The organism is Pseudomonas sp. CFBP13509 (assembly GCF_005233485.1).
In the GTDB taxonomy this organism is placed as follows: Bacteria; Pseudomonadota; Gammaproteobacteria; order Pseudomonadales; family Pseudomonadaceae; genus Aquipseudomonas; species Aquipseudomonas marginalis.
Genome location: NZ_QGAA01000007.1, coordinates 1 through 15,472 on the forward strand (window position 1 = coordinate 1; position 15,472 = coordinate 15,472).

Annotated in this window: 11 protein-coding genes; 4 read left to right on the forward strand and 7 right to left on the reverse strand. The window is 61.8% G+C overall.

Annotation, left to right across the window (positions count from 1 at the left end; all coding sequences use genetic code 11):
- Positions 1 to 220 precede the first annotated feature (220 nt).
- The 3 genes from preA to hydA all read right to left on the reverse strand — a co-directional run bounded on the left by preA (position 221) and on the right by hydA (position 4,364).
- The gene (gene preA, locus PspCFBP13509_RS13045; protein ID WP_065927011.1) at positions 221 to 1,495 is read right to left on the reverse strand and encodes an NAD-dependent dihydropyrimidine dehydrogenase subunit PreA; all 1,275 of its coding nucleotides are present in this window, start codon (positions 1,493 to 1,495) and stop codon (positions 221 to 223) included.
- Entirely contained in the window at positions 1,495 to 2,862 is a 1,368-nt protein-coding gene (locus PspCFBP13509_RS13050) for an NAD(P)-dependent oxidoreductase (RefSeq protein ID WP_137212144.1), read from the reverse strand. Before PspCFBP13509_RS13050 ends, preA begins: the two co-directional genes overlap by 1 nt.
- Before the next feature lie 62 nt (positions 2,863 to 2,924).
- Positions 2,925 to 4,364: a dihydropyrimidinase gene (gene hydA / locus PspCFBP13509_RS13055; protein ID WP_065927013.1), complete on the reverse strand. Its 1,440-nt coding sequence runs from the start codon at positions 4,362 to 4,364 to the stop codon at positions 2,925 to 2,927.
- A gap of 591 nt (positions 4,365 to 4,955) precedes the next feature.
- Between hydA and PspCFBP13509_RS13060 the strand changes: the two genes are divergently transcribed.
- Positions 4,956 to 6,437, forward strand: a complete 1,482-nt coding sequence (locus PspCFBP13509_RS13060; protein WP_065948399.1) for an NCS1 family nucleobase:cation symporter-1 — start codon at positions 4,956 to 4,958, stop codon at positions 6,435 to 6,437.
- 25 nt (positions 6,438 to 6,462) lie between these two features.
- The gene (locus PspCFBP13509_RS13065; RefSeq protein ID WP_065927015.1) at positions 6,463 to 7,746 is read left to right on the forward strand and encodes a Zn-dependent hydrolase; all 1,284 of its coding nucleotides are present in this window, start codon (positions 6,463 to 6,465) and stop codon (positions 7,744 to 7,746) included.
- Between the two features lie 122 nt (positions 7,747 to 7,868).
- Here the strand turns inward: PspCFBP13509_RS13065 and PspCFBP13509_RS13070 are convergent, their stop codons facing one another.
- Positions 7,869 to 8,327 (reverse strand): REP-associated tyrosine transposase, encoded by a 459-nt coding sequence (locus PspCFBP13509_RS13070; RefSeq protein WP_137212145.1) that lies wholly within the window; start codon positions 8,325 to 8,327, stop codon positions 7,869 to 7,871.
- Between the two features lie 369 nt (positions 8,328 to 8,696).
- On the opposite strand from PspCFBP13509_RS13070, the gene PspCFBP13509_RS13075 reads away from it, so the two are divergent.
- The gene (locus PspCFBP13509_RS13075; protein ID WP_065927017.1) at positions 8,697 to 9,080 is read left to right on the forward strand and encodes a polymorphic toxin type 44 domain-containing protein; all 384 of its coding nucleotides are present in this window, start codon (positions 8,697 to 8,699) and stop codon (positions 9,078 to 9,080) included.
- Complete coding sequence (locus PspCFBP13509_RS13080) at positions 9,058 to 9,510, forward strand: hypothetical protein (RefSeq protein ID WP_074847219.1); 453 nt, start codon at positions 9,058 to 9,060, stop codon at positions 9,508 to 9,510. Before PspCFBP13509_RS13075 ends, PspCFBP13509_RS13080 begins: the two co-directional genes overlap by 23 nt.
- A 97-nt stretch (positions 9,511 to 9,607) precedes the next feature.
- Here the strand turns inward: PspCFBP13509_RS13080 and PspCFBP13509_RS13085 are convergent, their stop codons facing one another.
- The 3 genes from PspCFBP13509_RS13085 to PspCFBP13509_RS13095 are packed head-to-tail and all read right to left on the reverse strand — an operon-like array spanning position 9,608 to position 15,390.
- Positions 9,608 to 11,026, reverse strand: a complete 1,419-nt coding sequence (locus tag PspCFBP13509_RS13085; protein WP_137212146.1) for an efflux transporter outer membrane subunit — start codon at positions 11,024 to 11,026, stop codon at positions 9,608 to 9,610.
- Positions 11,010 to 12,179, reverse strand: coding sequence for an efflux RND transporter periplasmic adaptor subunit (locus tag PspCFBP13509_RS13090; RefSeq protein ID WP_065927019.1), 1,170 nt, complete (start codon positions 12,177 to 12,179; stop codon positions 11,010 to 11,012). Before PspCFBP13509_RS13090 ends, PspCFBP13509_RS13085 begins: the two co-directional genes overlap by 17 nt.
- Positions 12,169 to 15,390 carry an efflux RND transporter permease subunit gene (locus PspCFBP13509_RS13095; protein WP_065927020.1) on the reverse strand — a complete coding sequence of 1,074 codons (3,222 nt, stop codon included), beginning with the start codon at positions 15,388 to 15,390 and terminating at the stop codon, positions 12,169 to 12,171. Before PspCFBP13509_RS13095 ends, PspCFBP13509_RS13090 begins: the two co-directional genes overlap by 11 nt.
- Positions 15,391 to 15,472: the final 82 nt, after the last annotated feature.

A 15,472-nucleotide genomic window follows, 5' to 3' on the forward strand; every position in this document is an offset into this window, starting at 1 on the left:
GTGAGCGGGCTTGCCCCGCGCTGGGCTGCGCAGCAGCCCCAAAACACAGCCCCGGAACTGTCTGGCACACTGCAGCGTTCTTATTGGGGCTGCTACGCAGCCCAGCGCGGGGCAAGCCCGCTCACCACAGAAGCCTAATTGCCATAGATTCCGTATTCACTGGAAGTTGTGTAGATACCCATGCTCATCGGGGGCAAGCCCCCGATAGCGGCCTGAAGGCCTACACCGCTTCCCGGTAAGGATTCCTCGGATCCTGCGTCCAATTCAAAAACGGCTTGCCCGTGTCGATGGGCACCATCTCGATGCAATCGGCCACCGGGCAGGTGATCTGGCACAGGTTGCAGCCCACGCACTCGTCATCGATCACTTCGTATTTATGCGTGCCGTCCGCCTGTTTCAGGCTGGCGATGGCCTGGTGCGAGGTGTCCTCACAGGCAATATGGCAACGCCCACAGCCAATGCACGCCGCCTGGTCGATCCTGGCGATCACCTGGTAATTGATGTCCAGGTACTTCCAGTCCGTGGTGTTGCCCACCGCACGCCCGGAAAATTCTTGCAGGCTGGTGTAGCCCTGGCTGTCCATCCATCGCGACAGCCCATCCTTCATCTCTTCCACGATGCGAAAACCATGCAGCATCGCCGCCGTGCACACCTGCACCGCGCCGCAACCGAGGGCGACGAATTCCGCGGCGTCGCGCCAGTTGCCGATGCCGCCGATCCCGCAGATCGGTAGGCCTTGGGTCTGCGGGTCACGGGCGATTTCGGCAACCATGTTCAGGGCAATCGGCTTGACCGCCGAGCCGCAGTAACCGCCGTGGGTGCTCTGGGTGCCGACCATCGGCAGGGCGACCATGCGTTCCAGGTCCACGCTGGTGATGGAGTTGATGGTGTTGATCAGCGACACCGCGTCCGCACCGCCGCGATACGCTGCCCGTGCCGCCACGCGGATGTCGGTGATATTCGGCGTGAGCTTGACGATCACCGGCAGCGAGCAATAGGTCTTGCACCAGCGCGTCACCTGTTCCACGTACTCCGGCACCTGGCCCACCGCCGCACCCATGCCGCGTTCGGGCATGCCGTGGGGGCAGCCGAAGTTCAGCTCGATACCGTCGCAGCCGGTGGCTTCCACCAGGGGCAGGATGTTTTTCCAGGATTCCTCCACGCAGGGCACCATCAGCGACACGATCAGCGCGCGGTCGGGCCAGTCCTTTTTGACTTGGGTGATTTCCCGCAGGTTGATCTCCAGGGAACGGTCGGTGATCAGTTCGATATTGTTGATGCCCAGCACTTCACGGTTGGCGCCGTAGTGCGCCGAGTAGCGCGATGACACATTGACCGCCGCCGGGTCTTCACCCAGGGTCTTCCACACCACGCCGCCCCAGCCCGCTTCAAACGCACGCACCACGTTGTAGGCCTTGTCGGTGGGCGGCGCGGAGGCCAGCCAGAATGGGTTGGGGGCCTTGATACCGGCGAACACAATCGAGAGATCGGCCATTACGCAGCCTCCACATTCAGCATGAGTTGGGCGTGCATGGCTTCGGCGGCCAGCTTGCCGTGTTGCACCGCCTGCACGGTGAGGTCCTGGCCGAGGCTGACGCAGTCACCGCCGGCGTAGACCCCAGGGATGCTGGTGCGCAGCTGTTCGTCGACGAAGATACGCTCGCCGACGCGGTGCAGCTGTTGCGCCAGGGGATCGTGCAAAGCGTCGTTGTCGAAGCCCTGGCCGATGGCCTTGAAGATGGCATCAGCGGCCAGTTCGAAGGTTTCTCCGGTGGATTGCAGGCGGCCGTTTTCCAGGCGGGTGCGGGCGAAGCGCATGCCGCGTACGTGGCCCTGGTCGTCGAGCAGGACTGCTTCGGGTTGGGCCCAGGTCAGCAGGCGCACCTGATTGGCCTTGGCGATGTCCTGCTCATGGTGGGTGGCGCCCATATCGGCCAGGCCCCGGCGGTAGACGAGGTTCACATCACGGGCACCGAGCCGGGCCATTTGCACGGCCATGTCGATGGCGGTATTGCCGGCGCCGAGCACGATGCAGCGGTCGGCCAGGGGCAGTTGGCTCAGGTCGTCGGCCTGGCGCAGTTCGCGGATATAGTCGGTGGCGGCGAGCAGGCCGGGGGCGTCCTCATGGGGTAAACCGAGTTGCTTGCTGGCCGCCAGGCCCAGGCCGAGGAACACCGAGTCGAATTGCTGGTGCAGTTCGCTCAGGGTCAGGTTGTCGCCCAGGCGCTGGCCATGGCGGATTTCGATGCCGCCGATCTGCAGGAGGAAATCCAGTTCCTTCTGGGCGAAGTCGTCGACCAGCTTGTATTTGGCGATCCCGTATTCATTCAGGCCGCCGGCTTTTTCCCGCGCTTCGAAGATCACCACGTCATGCCCGTGCAGCGCGGCGCGATGGGCACAGGCCAGCCCTGCGGGACCTGCGCCGACCACGGCGATGCGTTTGCCGGTGGGGGCGGCACGCTGGAACGGGTGTTCGCTGAAGTGGGCGTTATCGATGGCGTAGCGTTGCAACAGGCCTATCAGCACCGGCGCGCATTCTTCGGCGTTGTTACGCACGCAGGCTTGCTGGCAGAGGATCTCCGTCGGGCAGACCCGCGCGCAGCTGCCGCCAAGGATGTTGGCCGAGAGGATTTTCTGCGCTGCGCCCTGGACGTTGTCGGTGTGGATATTGCGGATGAACGACGGGATGTCGATTTCGCTGGGGCATGCGTTCACGCAAGGGGCGTCGTAGCAATACAGGCAGCGCGAGGCTTCCAGTTGGGCCTGGCGCGCGTTGAGCGGCGGCGCCAGGTCGGTGAAATGGCTGGCGAGGGTGGCCCCGTCTTCATGGGGATGGGGGAGGTGGGTCAGGGTCTGGATCACGGTGTGGGCCTCACGGTTTTTTTGGATTGCCTCTAAGTGGGCATTTTTGTTGCTTGGCGGTCTCAGCGCTTCACAGCAACCGGCCTGGAATGCTCCGCCCGCTTGCTCAACTGTTCGAACACCGACGGATACGCCGGCCGTTCCACATAGCGCCCGGCCCCGCGCTCGGCGCGCAGGTCGCCATCGGCCCAGACCAGCTTGCCCTGGCTGATGGTGTGGCTCGGCACGCCGCGCACGGTCTTGCCTTCGAAGATGTTGAAGTCGACTTGCTGGTGATGGGTCTTGGCGGAGATGGTCCGCGTACCCTCGGGGTCCCACAGCACCAGGTCGGCATCCGCACCCACGCGGATCGCGCCTTTGCGTGGGTAGAGGTTGAAGATCTTCGCGGTGTTGGTGGAGGTCAGCGCGACGAACTCCTGCATCGACAGGCGCCCGGTGTTGACCCCTTCGTGCCACAGCAGCGCCATGCGGTCTTCGATACCGGCGGTGCCGTTGGGGATCTTGCTGAAGTCGTCACGCCCGGCGGCTTTTTGCTCGGCGCAGAAGCAGCAGTGGTCGGTGGCGGTGGTGTGCAGGTTGCCCGATTGCAGGCCATGCCACAGCGCTTCCTGATGCCCGCGCGGGCGGAACGGCGGGCTCATCACGTAGCCGGCGGCGGTTTGCCAGTCGGGGTGCTGGTAGACGCTGTCGTCCAGCAGCAGGTGGCCGGCGAGCACTTCGCCGTAGACCGCCTGGCCCTTGCCCCGGGCGTAGGTGATTTCATCCAGCGCTTCCCGGGTGGACACGTGCACCAGGTACAGCGGCGTGCCGATGGTCTCGGCGATACGGATCGCGCGGCTGGCCGCTTCGCCTTCCACCTGGGACGGGCGCGACAGCGGGTGCGCTTCCGGCCCGGTGATGCCCTGGGCCATCAGTTTGCGTTGCAGGTGGTACACCAGCTCGCCGTTTTCCGCATGCACGGTGGGCACGGCGCCGAGTTCCAGGCAGCGTTCGAAGCTGGCCACCAGGGTATCGTCGGCCGCCATGATCGCGTTCTTGTAGGCCATGAAATGCTTGAAGCTGTTGATGCCGTGGTGGCTGACCAGCTCGGCCATTTCCTCGCGCACCTGCTCGCTCCACCAGGTGATTGCTACGTGAAAGCCATAGTCGGACGCGGATTTTTCCGCCCAGCCCCGCCACTGATGGAACGCTTCCATCAGCGATTGCTGCGGGTTGGGAATCACGAAGTCGATAATCGACGTAGTGCCCCCCGCCAAACCCGCCGCCGTGCCGCTGAAGAAATCTTCACTGGCCACGGTGCCCATGAAGGGCAGTTGCATATGGGTATGGGGATCGATGCCGCCGGGCATCAAATATTGTCCGCTGCCGTCGAGTTGTTCAGTGCCGGCGGGAATATCCAGGTCCGTGCCAATGGCGCGAATCAGGCCGCCTGCGCATAAAACATCGGCGCGGTAACTTTCATCATGGGTAATAACGGTGGCGCCACGGATCAACAGCGACATGTCGAGTTCCTCACAGGCTTGACCGGCTTGTGCCAGTTCTAAGTGTTGTATGGCTACGCGCCGATGGTCGGTTAATTCCTGTCATCGGTGACAGGAATAGAAACTAGACCGAGTTTTTCGATTGAGCAAGAAGATTTTTTATAAGCTTATATCGTATTTAATCTATTGATTTATAAGAATAAAAATACAAAATCACCAAAATGTAGCGGTCTCTCACCATTTTGACGCACTTGACAGGTTCCCAATATGAGCAACATTTCTTATTGCAAATCAGACGCTTGAGACATGCCTCTTGACGGGGGCGGTCAATAAAAATAATTGTGGTGCACCAGATTGAGTCCTGACCGTTCGGATAATTGGCGCGTTATTTAGCCTGAGTATCGCGGCAAGTACCGCAGGCACAATCGGAAAGCTGATTAACATCAGCGAGTTATATAAGCGGTGCGGGTTCAAGAGCGGTTGTCGGCACGGTTATTGAGTGCAGTGGCGGCTGGCCGGGCCCGTGATGTCATGTTGTTTACGAGGTACTCCGGCCACCCTGCGTTCAGCGCGGAGTGAGCAACAATAATTCGAAAAAACCGTGGAGCGGCCATGCAACAGAACAGATCGCAAGTCATTGAGCGCAACGGCCTGTACGAACTCGACGCCGGTCCCGACGTCCTCGACAGCCCTCGCTACAACCATGACATGGCACCGACCAAGGTGCACGAACGCACCTGGAACAAGTGGCACATCACCGCGCTGTGGGTCGGCATGTCGATCTGCGTGCCCACGTACACCCTGGGCGGTGTGCTCACCGCGTATTTCGGGTTGTCGGTGGGCGAGGCGCTGATGGCGATTTTGCTCGCCAATATCGTGGTGCTGATCCCCCTGACCCTTAACGCCTTCCCCGGTACCAAGTACGGCATTCCGTTCCCGGTGTTGTTGCGTTCGTCCTTTGGCATCCTCGGCTCCAACGTGCCCTGTTTGATTCGAGCGCTGGTGGCGTGCGGCTGGTTTGGTATCCAGACGATGTTTGGCGGGCTGGCGATTCACCTGTTCCTGGGCTCGATTTTCGAGGGGTGGAAGTCCCTCGGCGGCACTGGTGAAGTGATCGGCTTCATGATGTTCTGGTGCCTGAATTTGTGGGTGGTGCTGCGCGGCGCCGAGTCGATCAAGCGCCTGGAAACCCTGTCGGCGCCGTTGCTGGTGGCGGTGGGCATTGGCCTGCTGGTGTGGGCGATGCCGAATGTGTCTCTCAGCGAACTGATGGCGATCCCGCCCAAGCGTCCGGAGGGCGCGAGCCTTACCGGTTACTTCATGGCCGGCCTGACCGCGATGGTGGGCTTCTGGGCCACCCTGTCACTGAACATTCCCGATTTCAGCCGCTACGCCAAAAGCCAGAAGGACCAGATCCTCGGGCAGATCTTCGGCCTGCCACTGACCATGTTCCTGTTCGCCGCCCTCGGCGTGATCATGACCGCCGCGTCGGTGAAACTGGTGGGCGTCAGCGTGTCCGACCCGGTGACGCTGATCGGGCATATCCAGAGCCCTGTGTGGGTGGCCGTGGCCATGGCGCTGATCATCGTCGCCACCTTGTCCACCAACACCGCCGCGAACATCGTCTCGCCCACCAACGACTTCCAGAACATCGCGCCCAAGCTGATCAACCGCACCACGGCGGTGATCCTCACCGGGTTGGTGGGCTTGGCGTTGATGGGCCATGAACTGCTGAAAAAACTCGGCTTGATCGTCTCGGATGTGAGCCTGGAAACCGTGTATTCCAACTGGTTGCTGGGCTATTCGAGCCTGTTGGGGCCGATTGCCGGGATCATGGTGGTGGACTACTTCATCACCCGCAAACAACAACTGGACCTGGCCGGCCTGTACCGCGACGACGTGTACCCGGCGTGGAACTGGAGCGGTTTTATCGCCTTCGGTGTACCGGTGGTGCTGACCTTGCTGTCCCTGGGCAGTGATGCGTTCAGCTGGTTCTACAGCTACGGCTGGTTTACCGGTTCGGCGTTGGGCGGGTTGTTGTATTACGGCCTGAATGCCAGGCGTGGAGCCAGCCCGGTGGTTGTCAATTCATAAGAAATACAAGCCTGAGGAGATCCCCATGAACGCTGCCCTTGACGTTCTGCAATCGCCCCACCAGCACATCAATCGCGACCGTTTGTGGCAGTCGTTGATGGACCTGGCCAAACTCGGTGCCACCCCCAAGGGCGGCGTGTGCCGCCTGGCGCTCACCGACCTCGACCGCAAGGCCCGCGACCTGTTTGTGCAATGGTGCGAAGACGCCGGTTGCACCGTGACCGTCGACGGCATCGGCAATATCTTCGCGCGCCGCCCTGGGCGTAATCCCGACCTGCCGCCGGTGATGACCGGCAGCCATATCGACACACAGCCTACGGGCGGCAAGTTCGATGGCTGTTTCGGTGTGCTGGCGGGCGTGGAGGTGCTGCGTACGCTCAATGACCTCAAGATCGAAACCGAGGCGCCCTTGGAAGTGGTGGTGTGGACCAACGAGGAAGGCTCGCGCTTCCCGCCGTGCATGATGGGCTCGGGGGTATTTGCCAAGAAATTCACCCTGGCGGATACCTTGGCCAAGGTCGATGCGGATGGGGTCAGCGTGGGTGACGCGCTGAATGCGATTGGCTACGCGGGAACCCGTCCCGAGTGTGGACACAAGGTCGGTGCGTATTTCGAGGCGCATATCGAACAAGGGCCGATTCTGGAGGATGAGAAAAAGACCATCGGCGTGGTGCTCGGCGCCCTCGGGCAGAAGTGGTTCGACCTGAAACTGCGCGGTGTCGAGGCCCATGCGGGGCCGACGCCGATGCACCTGCGCAAGGACGCCCTGGTCGGCGCGGCAGCGGTGGTGGCGGCGGTCAATGCGGCGGCGTTGGGGCATCAGCCCCATGCGTGCGGGACCGTCGGTTGCCTGCAGGCGTATCCCGGTTCACGCAACGTCATTCCGGGCGAAGTGCGCATGACCCTGGACTTCCGTCACTTGGAACCAGCGCGGTTGGATTCGATGATTGCCCAGGTGCGCCAGGTGATTGACGAGACCTGTGCCAAGCATGGGCTGAGTTTTGAAATGGAACCCACGGCTGACTTCCCGCCGCTGTACTTCGACAAAGGCTGTGTGGACGCCGTGCGCGATGCGGCCAATGGGCTGGGCTTGTCGAACATGGACATCGTCAGCGGGGCAGGGCACGACGCGATTTTCGTCGCCGAGTTGGGGCCGGCGGGGATGATCTTTGTGCCGTGTGAAGGGGGCATCAGCCACAACGAAATCGAGAACGCCGCCCCGGATGACCTGGCGGCGGGGTGTGCGGTGTTGTTGCGGGCCATGGTGGCCGCTTCAGCCGCCATCGCCAGCGGCAAACTCGCGGCTTGAAATGCGGGTAAAAAATGTAGGAGGGGGCTTGCTCCCGATAGCGGTGTATCAGTTACAGATAAGTTGACTGACCTACCGCAATCGGGAGCAAGCCCCCTCCCACATTTGAACTGTGTTTGACGTTAAACCCAGATGGCATCCCACAGTGGGTAGTCGCCAATCCGCTCGACCAGACCCGCTCGCAATGGATTAGCCACCACATACCGGGCCATTTTCACCAAGTCATCTTCCTTGCGCAGTGCCCGGTCATGAAAGCTTTCTTGCCAAAGCCGTCCTTTGCGACCACTCACGCCATTGACGATCCTGGTGCTTTTTGACTTCACCTGGCACATCAAGTCCGCCAGCGAGCCTTTTTTCAGTTCAAGCAGCCAATGGAAATGGTCCGGCATGATGACCCATGCCAGGGAGTTGGCCAGCCCTTGGTACTGGGCTAACCGAAATTGCCAGACCACCAGGCGACCGAGATGGAAATTGCTGAATATCGGTATGCGTTCGTGGGTGTTGGTGGTGACGAGGTAAATGCGGTCGGGTTCGCTGAGTCGGCCGATGCGCAGGCGGTGTGAAGCGGGTAAATCTGCCATTCCCTGGCCCTCTCTAGATGTGCTTAGAGAGGCTAGATTGGCGAGCAAGAGGTTGATGGGCGGGCTTTTGGCAGGATGTGTCTGAACGGCCGCGATCGGGAGCAAGCCCCCTCCCACATTGGCTCAGCGGTGTTCATACATTGTGTGTCTGACGTGGGACCAGTGTGGGAGGGGGCTTGCTCCCGATGAGGCCGGAACTGACGCTGCCGAAACCTCATTGGACGTGGAAGTACCTTGTTTTGAGGCTGTGGTGTAAGGCATGTCTTACTCCTTTGTACGAAGTCTCTTTTGTTCTTCTCCTCGCTCATCATCTTGGCTATCTGGTGTTAGGTTCTGCCGCGCAAAAACCTAATGCAGAGGAAGCATGCAATGGCGAACCCTATACCCCCGCCTGGTGTATCTGTTGACGAAAATATGGCCACCGCTTTTCATAAAAAGAATGTACTGAAAGCCGGTTCAGCGTTTATGTACTCTTGGTTTTATACTCAGGTCCGCAATCGCGGCCCGTGGGACTACAAGCAAATTTCCAAAGAATATGAAGCGTTTGGAAATTTTCACTATGGTGCGGTGGGGATTGCGGCGGGTTTCAGCGAGGAAGTGCTTTTACGCGCAGCGGGACTTGCTCAAACCAGAGCGGGTACGGATAAACCCGAGTTTGGTCGTTGGTGGGGGGATGCGCCTTTCGGTGACGATCCAGTCGACCAATATTGGATCAAGAAAGGAATCAGCTATGCCAGGTTCAGGAACTACTAGAAAGTCGCTTTATTCAACGGTCACAACGATCTTGCTGGCGCTTTGCTTGGTGTATATCGCTGGTGATTGGCTGCTCTCGCCGGGCCGTCCGCAATTGACGGAGGTTGTACTCCGCGTGCCGATCAGTGATGACGCTTCGATCTATGGCGTCAAGGATGATCGCGGAGGGGCCACTGTGCCGTTCAGTTACCGATATTACGTTTACCGCACCTTGGGAACCGATAGTGAAATATTGGCTGTATTGAAAGATGCCAATCCGTTTCTAGTTACGCGTGACGGGGCGGTAAAAGTTGATGTCGAGAGCCGTTCGATTACGGTTTCGGTGTCGGGGGATGTATCCGACTATCACAGCAGTACCCTGTATCGGCATGCCAATGGTAGTGATTACACAGTGGTGAGTGTTTTTCTTAATAGTCGGCCAGAGGGCTGAAATGTGCGGTGGCTCAGTCAGTGGTGGTTGACTGAGCCACCGCCATCGGGGGCAAGCTCTCTCCTGCATTTAGCCTGAACTGTGCCTTGGGGCGATGTCAGGCGCCAGGTTGCCAGCCGCCGCCGAGTGCAGTCATGAGTCCTACACTGGCCTGCAACTGCCGCGTCTGCACCGCCTGCAATGTCCGCTGCGCCTGCAACGCCGCGGTCTGCGCGGTCACCACATCCAGGTAACTCACCGCCCCCGCCTGATAGCTGTTCATCGCCAATGATTGCGTATGCTGCGCCGCATCCGCCGCCGCCTGTTCATCCTGCGCTTCCTGCTGCAAATCCCGTAGTTGCGCCAAGTTATCTTCCACCTCGCGCACGGCCTTCAGCACCTGGCTACGGTACTGCGCCGACGCCTCTTCAAACTCGGCCTTGGCCTGGCGTTCATTGGCGCTCAAGCGGCCACCGTCGAAAATCGGCAGGTTCACCAACGGGCCCAGTGCCCAATACCGATTACCCGCCGACAGCAGATTGCCGACGCCCTGTGTCTGCCCGCCAATCAACCCGGTCAAGCTGACGTCCGGATACCACGCCGCCTTGGCCACGCCGATATTTGCGTTGGCCGCAAACACCCGTCGCTCTGCCGCTGCAATATCCGGGCGACGTTGCAACAGGTGGCTTGGCAACTGCGACGGAATTCCCGGCAGGGCGATCAGTTGCTGGCCGGGCGGCAAGGTAAAGTCGCTGGCTGCCACACCCACCAACTCGCCGATGGCGTGCTCGGTGAGGTTGCGTTGCCCACGCACTTCATCCAATTGCGCCCTGGCCTGCGCCAGTTGATTTTGCGCACGGGTCAGGTCCAGCTCCGAGGCTATCTGGCCCTCGTAGCGGCTGCGGGTCAATTGCAATGCCTGGCTGAAATCATCCAGCGAGCGAGTGAGAATCCGGCTCTGTGCATCCAGCCCATTGAGCTGCACGTACAAGGTCGCCAACTGACGCTGCAAACTCAGGCGTGCCACCGCCAGGTCATCCCCGGACGCTTGCGCCTGGGCATCGCCGGCCGCGACCCGGTTGCGGATTTTGCCCCACAGGTCCAGGTCATAGCTCAACGAAAAGCCCGCGATGTTGCTGTTGTACACCGACGGTTGCGTATCCCCCCGCAACGGTCGCGAATCCGATTGCCGCTGGCGCAGCGGTTGCGCGCTGGCGCTGATCTGCGGGAACAGGCCTGCGTGCAGTTGGCTGGCATACGCCTGGGAAGCGTCGAAGTGCGCCAGCGCCGCCGCCAGGTCCGGGTTGGCCTTGAGCAGCTGCTGTTGCAGGTCATTCAGGCGCGAATCGTTGTAGAGCTTCCACCATTCGGGCGCCAGTTGGTCGGAGGGCTGGGCGCTGTGCCAGGGCCCATCGCTGGTCTGTTCGCGGTAGTTGGCCGGCAGGTCGATCGCCGGCACCTTGTAGGTCGGCGCCATCGAGCAACCCTGCAAGACCAGCAGCGTCAATGCGGCGAGCGGTTTAAGCCTTATGCGCATGCGCACCTCCGGAGGCATCGGCGAGTTGCACGGGATCACCTTCGCGCAGCGCATCGGGCGGGTTGTCGACGATGCGGTCGGCGGGTTTCAAGCCCTGGTCGATCACCAGGCGTTCGCCCAGGTCGAGGCCGATATGGATGGCCTGCAGGTGCACATGGTTCTGCCCGTCCAACACCGCCACCTGGGTGCCCTGGGCGCGGAAGATCAGCGCGCTGGCCGGGATACTCACACCATGGGTATCGGCCGGAATCGGCAAGGTGGCTTCGGCATAATCACCGGGCAGCAGTTCGCCGTCGGGGTTGTCGGCGACGAACTGGGCGAGCAGGGTGCCGGAGCGGCGGTCGATGGCGGTGGAGTCACCGATCAGGCGCGCCTTGAAATGCTTGCCGGGGTGCTCGGGCACGGTCAGCTCGGCTTCAAGGCCGGGATGGATGACCGCTGCGTAGTTCTGCGGCACCGGTACATAGAGGCGCAATTGATGGGTGTCGGCAATGTTGAACAGTTCCGGATCGCTGTCGGTGTCGGCCTTGATCAGCTGGCCGATATCGGTGTTGCGCGCGGTGATGGTGCCGGCGAACGGGGCGCGAAGGGTCTTGTAGCTTTCCAGCGCCGACAGCCGGGCGTAGTCGGCAGCGGCGGCCTCGGCGTTGGCCTTGGCGGCAGCGGCATTGGAGGTTTTTTCATCCGCCTCCTGGCGCGATACCGAATGGCTGGCCAGCAGGTTTTGCCAGCGCGTGGCGGTGGTTTCGGCCAGGCGTGCGTTGGCCTGTTCCTGCACCAGGCGTGCATGGGTCTGCGCCAACTGTTGATCAAGGTCGGGGCTGTCGATTTCCGCGAGGACTTGCCCGGCGTTGACGTGGCTGCCGATATCGACTTTCCAATCCTTCAGGTAACCGCTGACCCTGGCGTGGATCGGCGCCTTGCTCCAGGCTTCCAGGTGCGCCGGCAGGCGCAAGGTATCGCCGGCCACATTCTGCCTGGGCTGGAACACCATCACGTGCGGGATGGCGGCGGTCTCGGTCCAGGCCGTGACCGATTGTTCGTGCAGCGTACGGGCATGCAGGCCGTTGGCGACCAACAGGGCGGCCAGGGTCAGGCCGCCGACACCCATGAGCATCAGACGCTTGCGCGAGGGTTTGTGATCAGACGACATGTGGGGTTTCTCCTGCAACTGCGCGAGTAGGGTGACGACCGTGGACCAGGCTGAAGACCACGGGAACAAACAACAATGTGGCGAGGGTGGCGAAGATCAAACCGCCGATGACGGCGCGCCCGAGCGGGGCGTTCTGCTCCTCGGAAATCGCCAGGGGCAACATGCCGATGATCATCGCCAGGGCGGTCATGCACACCGGGCGGAAGCGCGTGTAACCGGCCTCCATGGCGGCTTTCAACGCATCACCATGTTCGGCCAGGCGCTCACGGCAGAAGCTCACCACCAGGATCGAGTTGGCCGTGGCCACGCCCATGCACAGGATGGCGCCGGTGAGTGCCGGCACCGACAAGGAGGTGCCGCTGAGGAACAGCATCCACACGATGCCTGCGAGCGCCGCCGGCAACGCGGTGATGATGACGAATGGGTCGGCCCACGACTGGAAGTTGACCACGATCAGCAGGTAGATCAGCACCACCGCACCCAGCAGGCCAAGGCTCAAGCCGCTGAAGGCTTCATGCAGCGCATCGATCTGTCCGTGCAGGCTGATCGTCGCGCCTTTGGGACGCAGATGCGCGGTGTCATCCAGCACCTTTTGCACGTCGCGGGCTACGCCGCCGAGGTCGCGGCCCTGCACGTTGGCGTACAGGTCCAGGGTCGGTTCGATGTTGTAGTGGGTCACCACCGCCGGGCTTTGCACGCGGGAGATGGTTGCCACGCCGCCGAGGATCTGCGACTGCCCATCGGCACCGGTGACGGGCAGCGCTTCCAGTGACGGCAGGCTGTCGAGGCGGTATTGCGGGGTGGCGGCGACAATGGAATAGGACACGCCGTTGGCCGGGTTGAGCCAGAAGGTCGGCGCGGTCTGCGAACTGCCGGCCAGCGACGCCACCATGCTGTTGGTCACGTCCCGCTCGGTGATGCCCAGGCCGTTGGCGCGCATGCGGTCGACATTCACCTGCAGCGACGGGTAGCCGGTGGACTGCTGGATGCGCAGGTCGGCGATACCGGGCACGTGTTGCAGGCGACGTTCCAACTCGACGGCATAGGCGCGGTTTTCTGCATCGCTGCGCCCGGAGATTTTTACGTCCAGCGGCGCCGGCGCACCGAAGTTGAGGATCTGGCTGCTGATGTCCGCCGGCAGGAACGCAAAGTGGCTGCCAGGGAAGCTCTGCGGCAGCGCTTCACGCAGTTTCTTCACGTAGTCGGCGGTGGGCGCATGGCCCTTTTTCAGGCTGACCTGGATGTCGCCATCCTGCGGGCCGATGGTGCCGCTGCTGCTGTAGGCCATGTCGATGCCGCTGAGCGGAATGCCAATGTTATCGACGATGGTGTCCAGCTCTTCGGCGGGGATCACTTCACGGATCCGCGCTTCGATGCGGTCGAAGGCGGCGGCGCTTTCTTCGATGCGCGTGCCCAGCGGCAGGCGCACATGCAGGGCCAGCGCACCGGCATCCGTCGCCGGGAAAAAGTCCTGGCCCAGGCTTGGCAACAGCAGGAATGAGGCGAGCACGCAGGCCAGGAAACCGACGATAAAACCCTTGCGATTGCCCAGGGCCAAGGTCAGCAGGCCGTGGTAGGTGTCGCGGATATTCGAGAAGTGACGCTCGAAACCCTGCTGGAAATTCAGCACCGCTTGCAGTGCGGCATTGCGCGGTTTCGGGTGCTGCTCGCCCTCATGGTGGTTGATGAATGCATCTTCGGGATGGTGCCCCACGCCTGGCTCCGGCGTGTGCGGCTTGAGCAGGAACATCGCCAGCGTCGGCACCAGGGTGCGCGAAAGAATGAATGAGCTGGCCATGGCGAAGATCACCGCCAGCGCCATCGGCCGGAACAGATAACCGGCGATGCCTTGCAGCAGGAACATCGGCACGAACACGATGCAGATGCACAGCAGCGAGACGAACGCCGGGCCGACAATTTGCGCGGCGCCGTCGAGGATCGCGGTCTTCACCGCCTTGCCTTGTTCCAGGTGCCAGTTGATGTTTTCGATGGTCACCGTGGCGTCGTCCACCAGGATCCCCACCGCCAACGCCAGCCCGCCGAGGGTCATGACGTTGAGGGTCTGCCCGCTGACCGCCAGCAACGCAATGGCCGACAGCACCGCCAGGGGAATTGACGCCGCGATAATGATCGTGGAGCGCCAGCTGCCGAGGAACAGCAGGATCATCGCACTGGTCAGCAGCGCGGCGATGATGCCTTCTTGGGCCACGCTGCCCACCGATTGCTTGACGAATACCGAGGCGTCGCCCAGCAACGAGGTCTTCAATGACGGCGGCAGGGTTTCGTTGATGCGCGGCAGCATCTGGCGGATACCGTCGATGATCGACAGGGTGGAAATGCTGCCGTTTTTCAACGCCGGCATCAGCACCGCTCGATGGCCGTCGACGCGCACGATGTTGGTCTGCGGCGGCGAACCGTCGCGCACGTGGGCGACCTGGCCGATGGTGATCAGCGCGCCGTCGACGGTCTTGATCGGCAGGTCGTTGAGCTCATCGATGGCCTTGGGGCTGTTGTTGAGCAGGATCGTGTATTCATTGGGGCCGAGTTTGGCGGTGCCCACCGGGATGATCTGGTTCTGCAGCGCCAGGGCATTGCCCACATCCTGGGCCGACAAGCCTTTGGCCGCCAACGCCTGGGGGTCGAGGTCGAGGGTGATCTGCCGCTGCTTGCCACCCATCGGCGTGGGCATAGCCAGGCCGGGCAGGGCGCTGAGGGGCAGGCGGATATTGTTCTGCACCAGGTCGCGAATTTTGGCTTCCGACAGCGTGGGGCTGGAGAACGCCATTTGCAGGATCGGCACCGTGGAGGCGCTGTAGTTGAGGATCAGCGGCGGCGTGATGCCCGGTGGCATCTGCTTGAGCACGGTTTGTGATACGGCGGTCACTTGGGCGTTGGCTGTGCGGATGTCGACGCCGGGCTGGAAGAAAATCTTCACGATGCCCATGCCGGGCAGCGATTGCGATTCGATATGTTCGATGTCGTTGACGGTGGTGCTCAGGGAGCGTTCATAGGTGTAGATCACCCGGCCGGCCATGGCGTCCGGTGACAGGCCGTTGTACTGCCAGACCACAGCGACCACAGGGATGCCAATATCGGGAAACACGTCGGTGGGGGTTCGCAGGGCCGCCATCGGCCCGATGATGCAGATGAATATGGCCAACACGATAAACGTGTACGGCTTTTGCAGTGCGGTCTTTACCAGCCCGAGCATGCGTGAACCTCCGAGGGAGCAGGATTGCAAACCCCGGCAGTCTTGCCCGACCCACCTAACACGCGCCTTTCAGCCAGGTGAA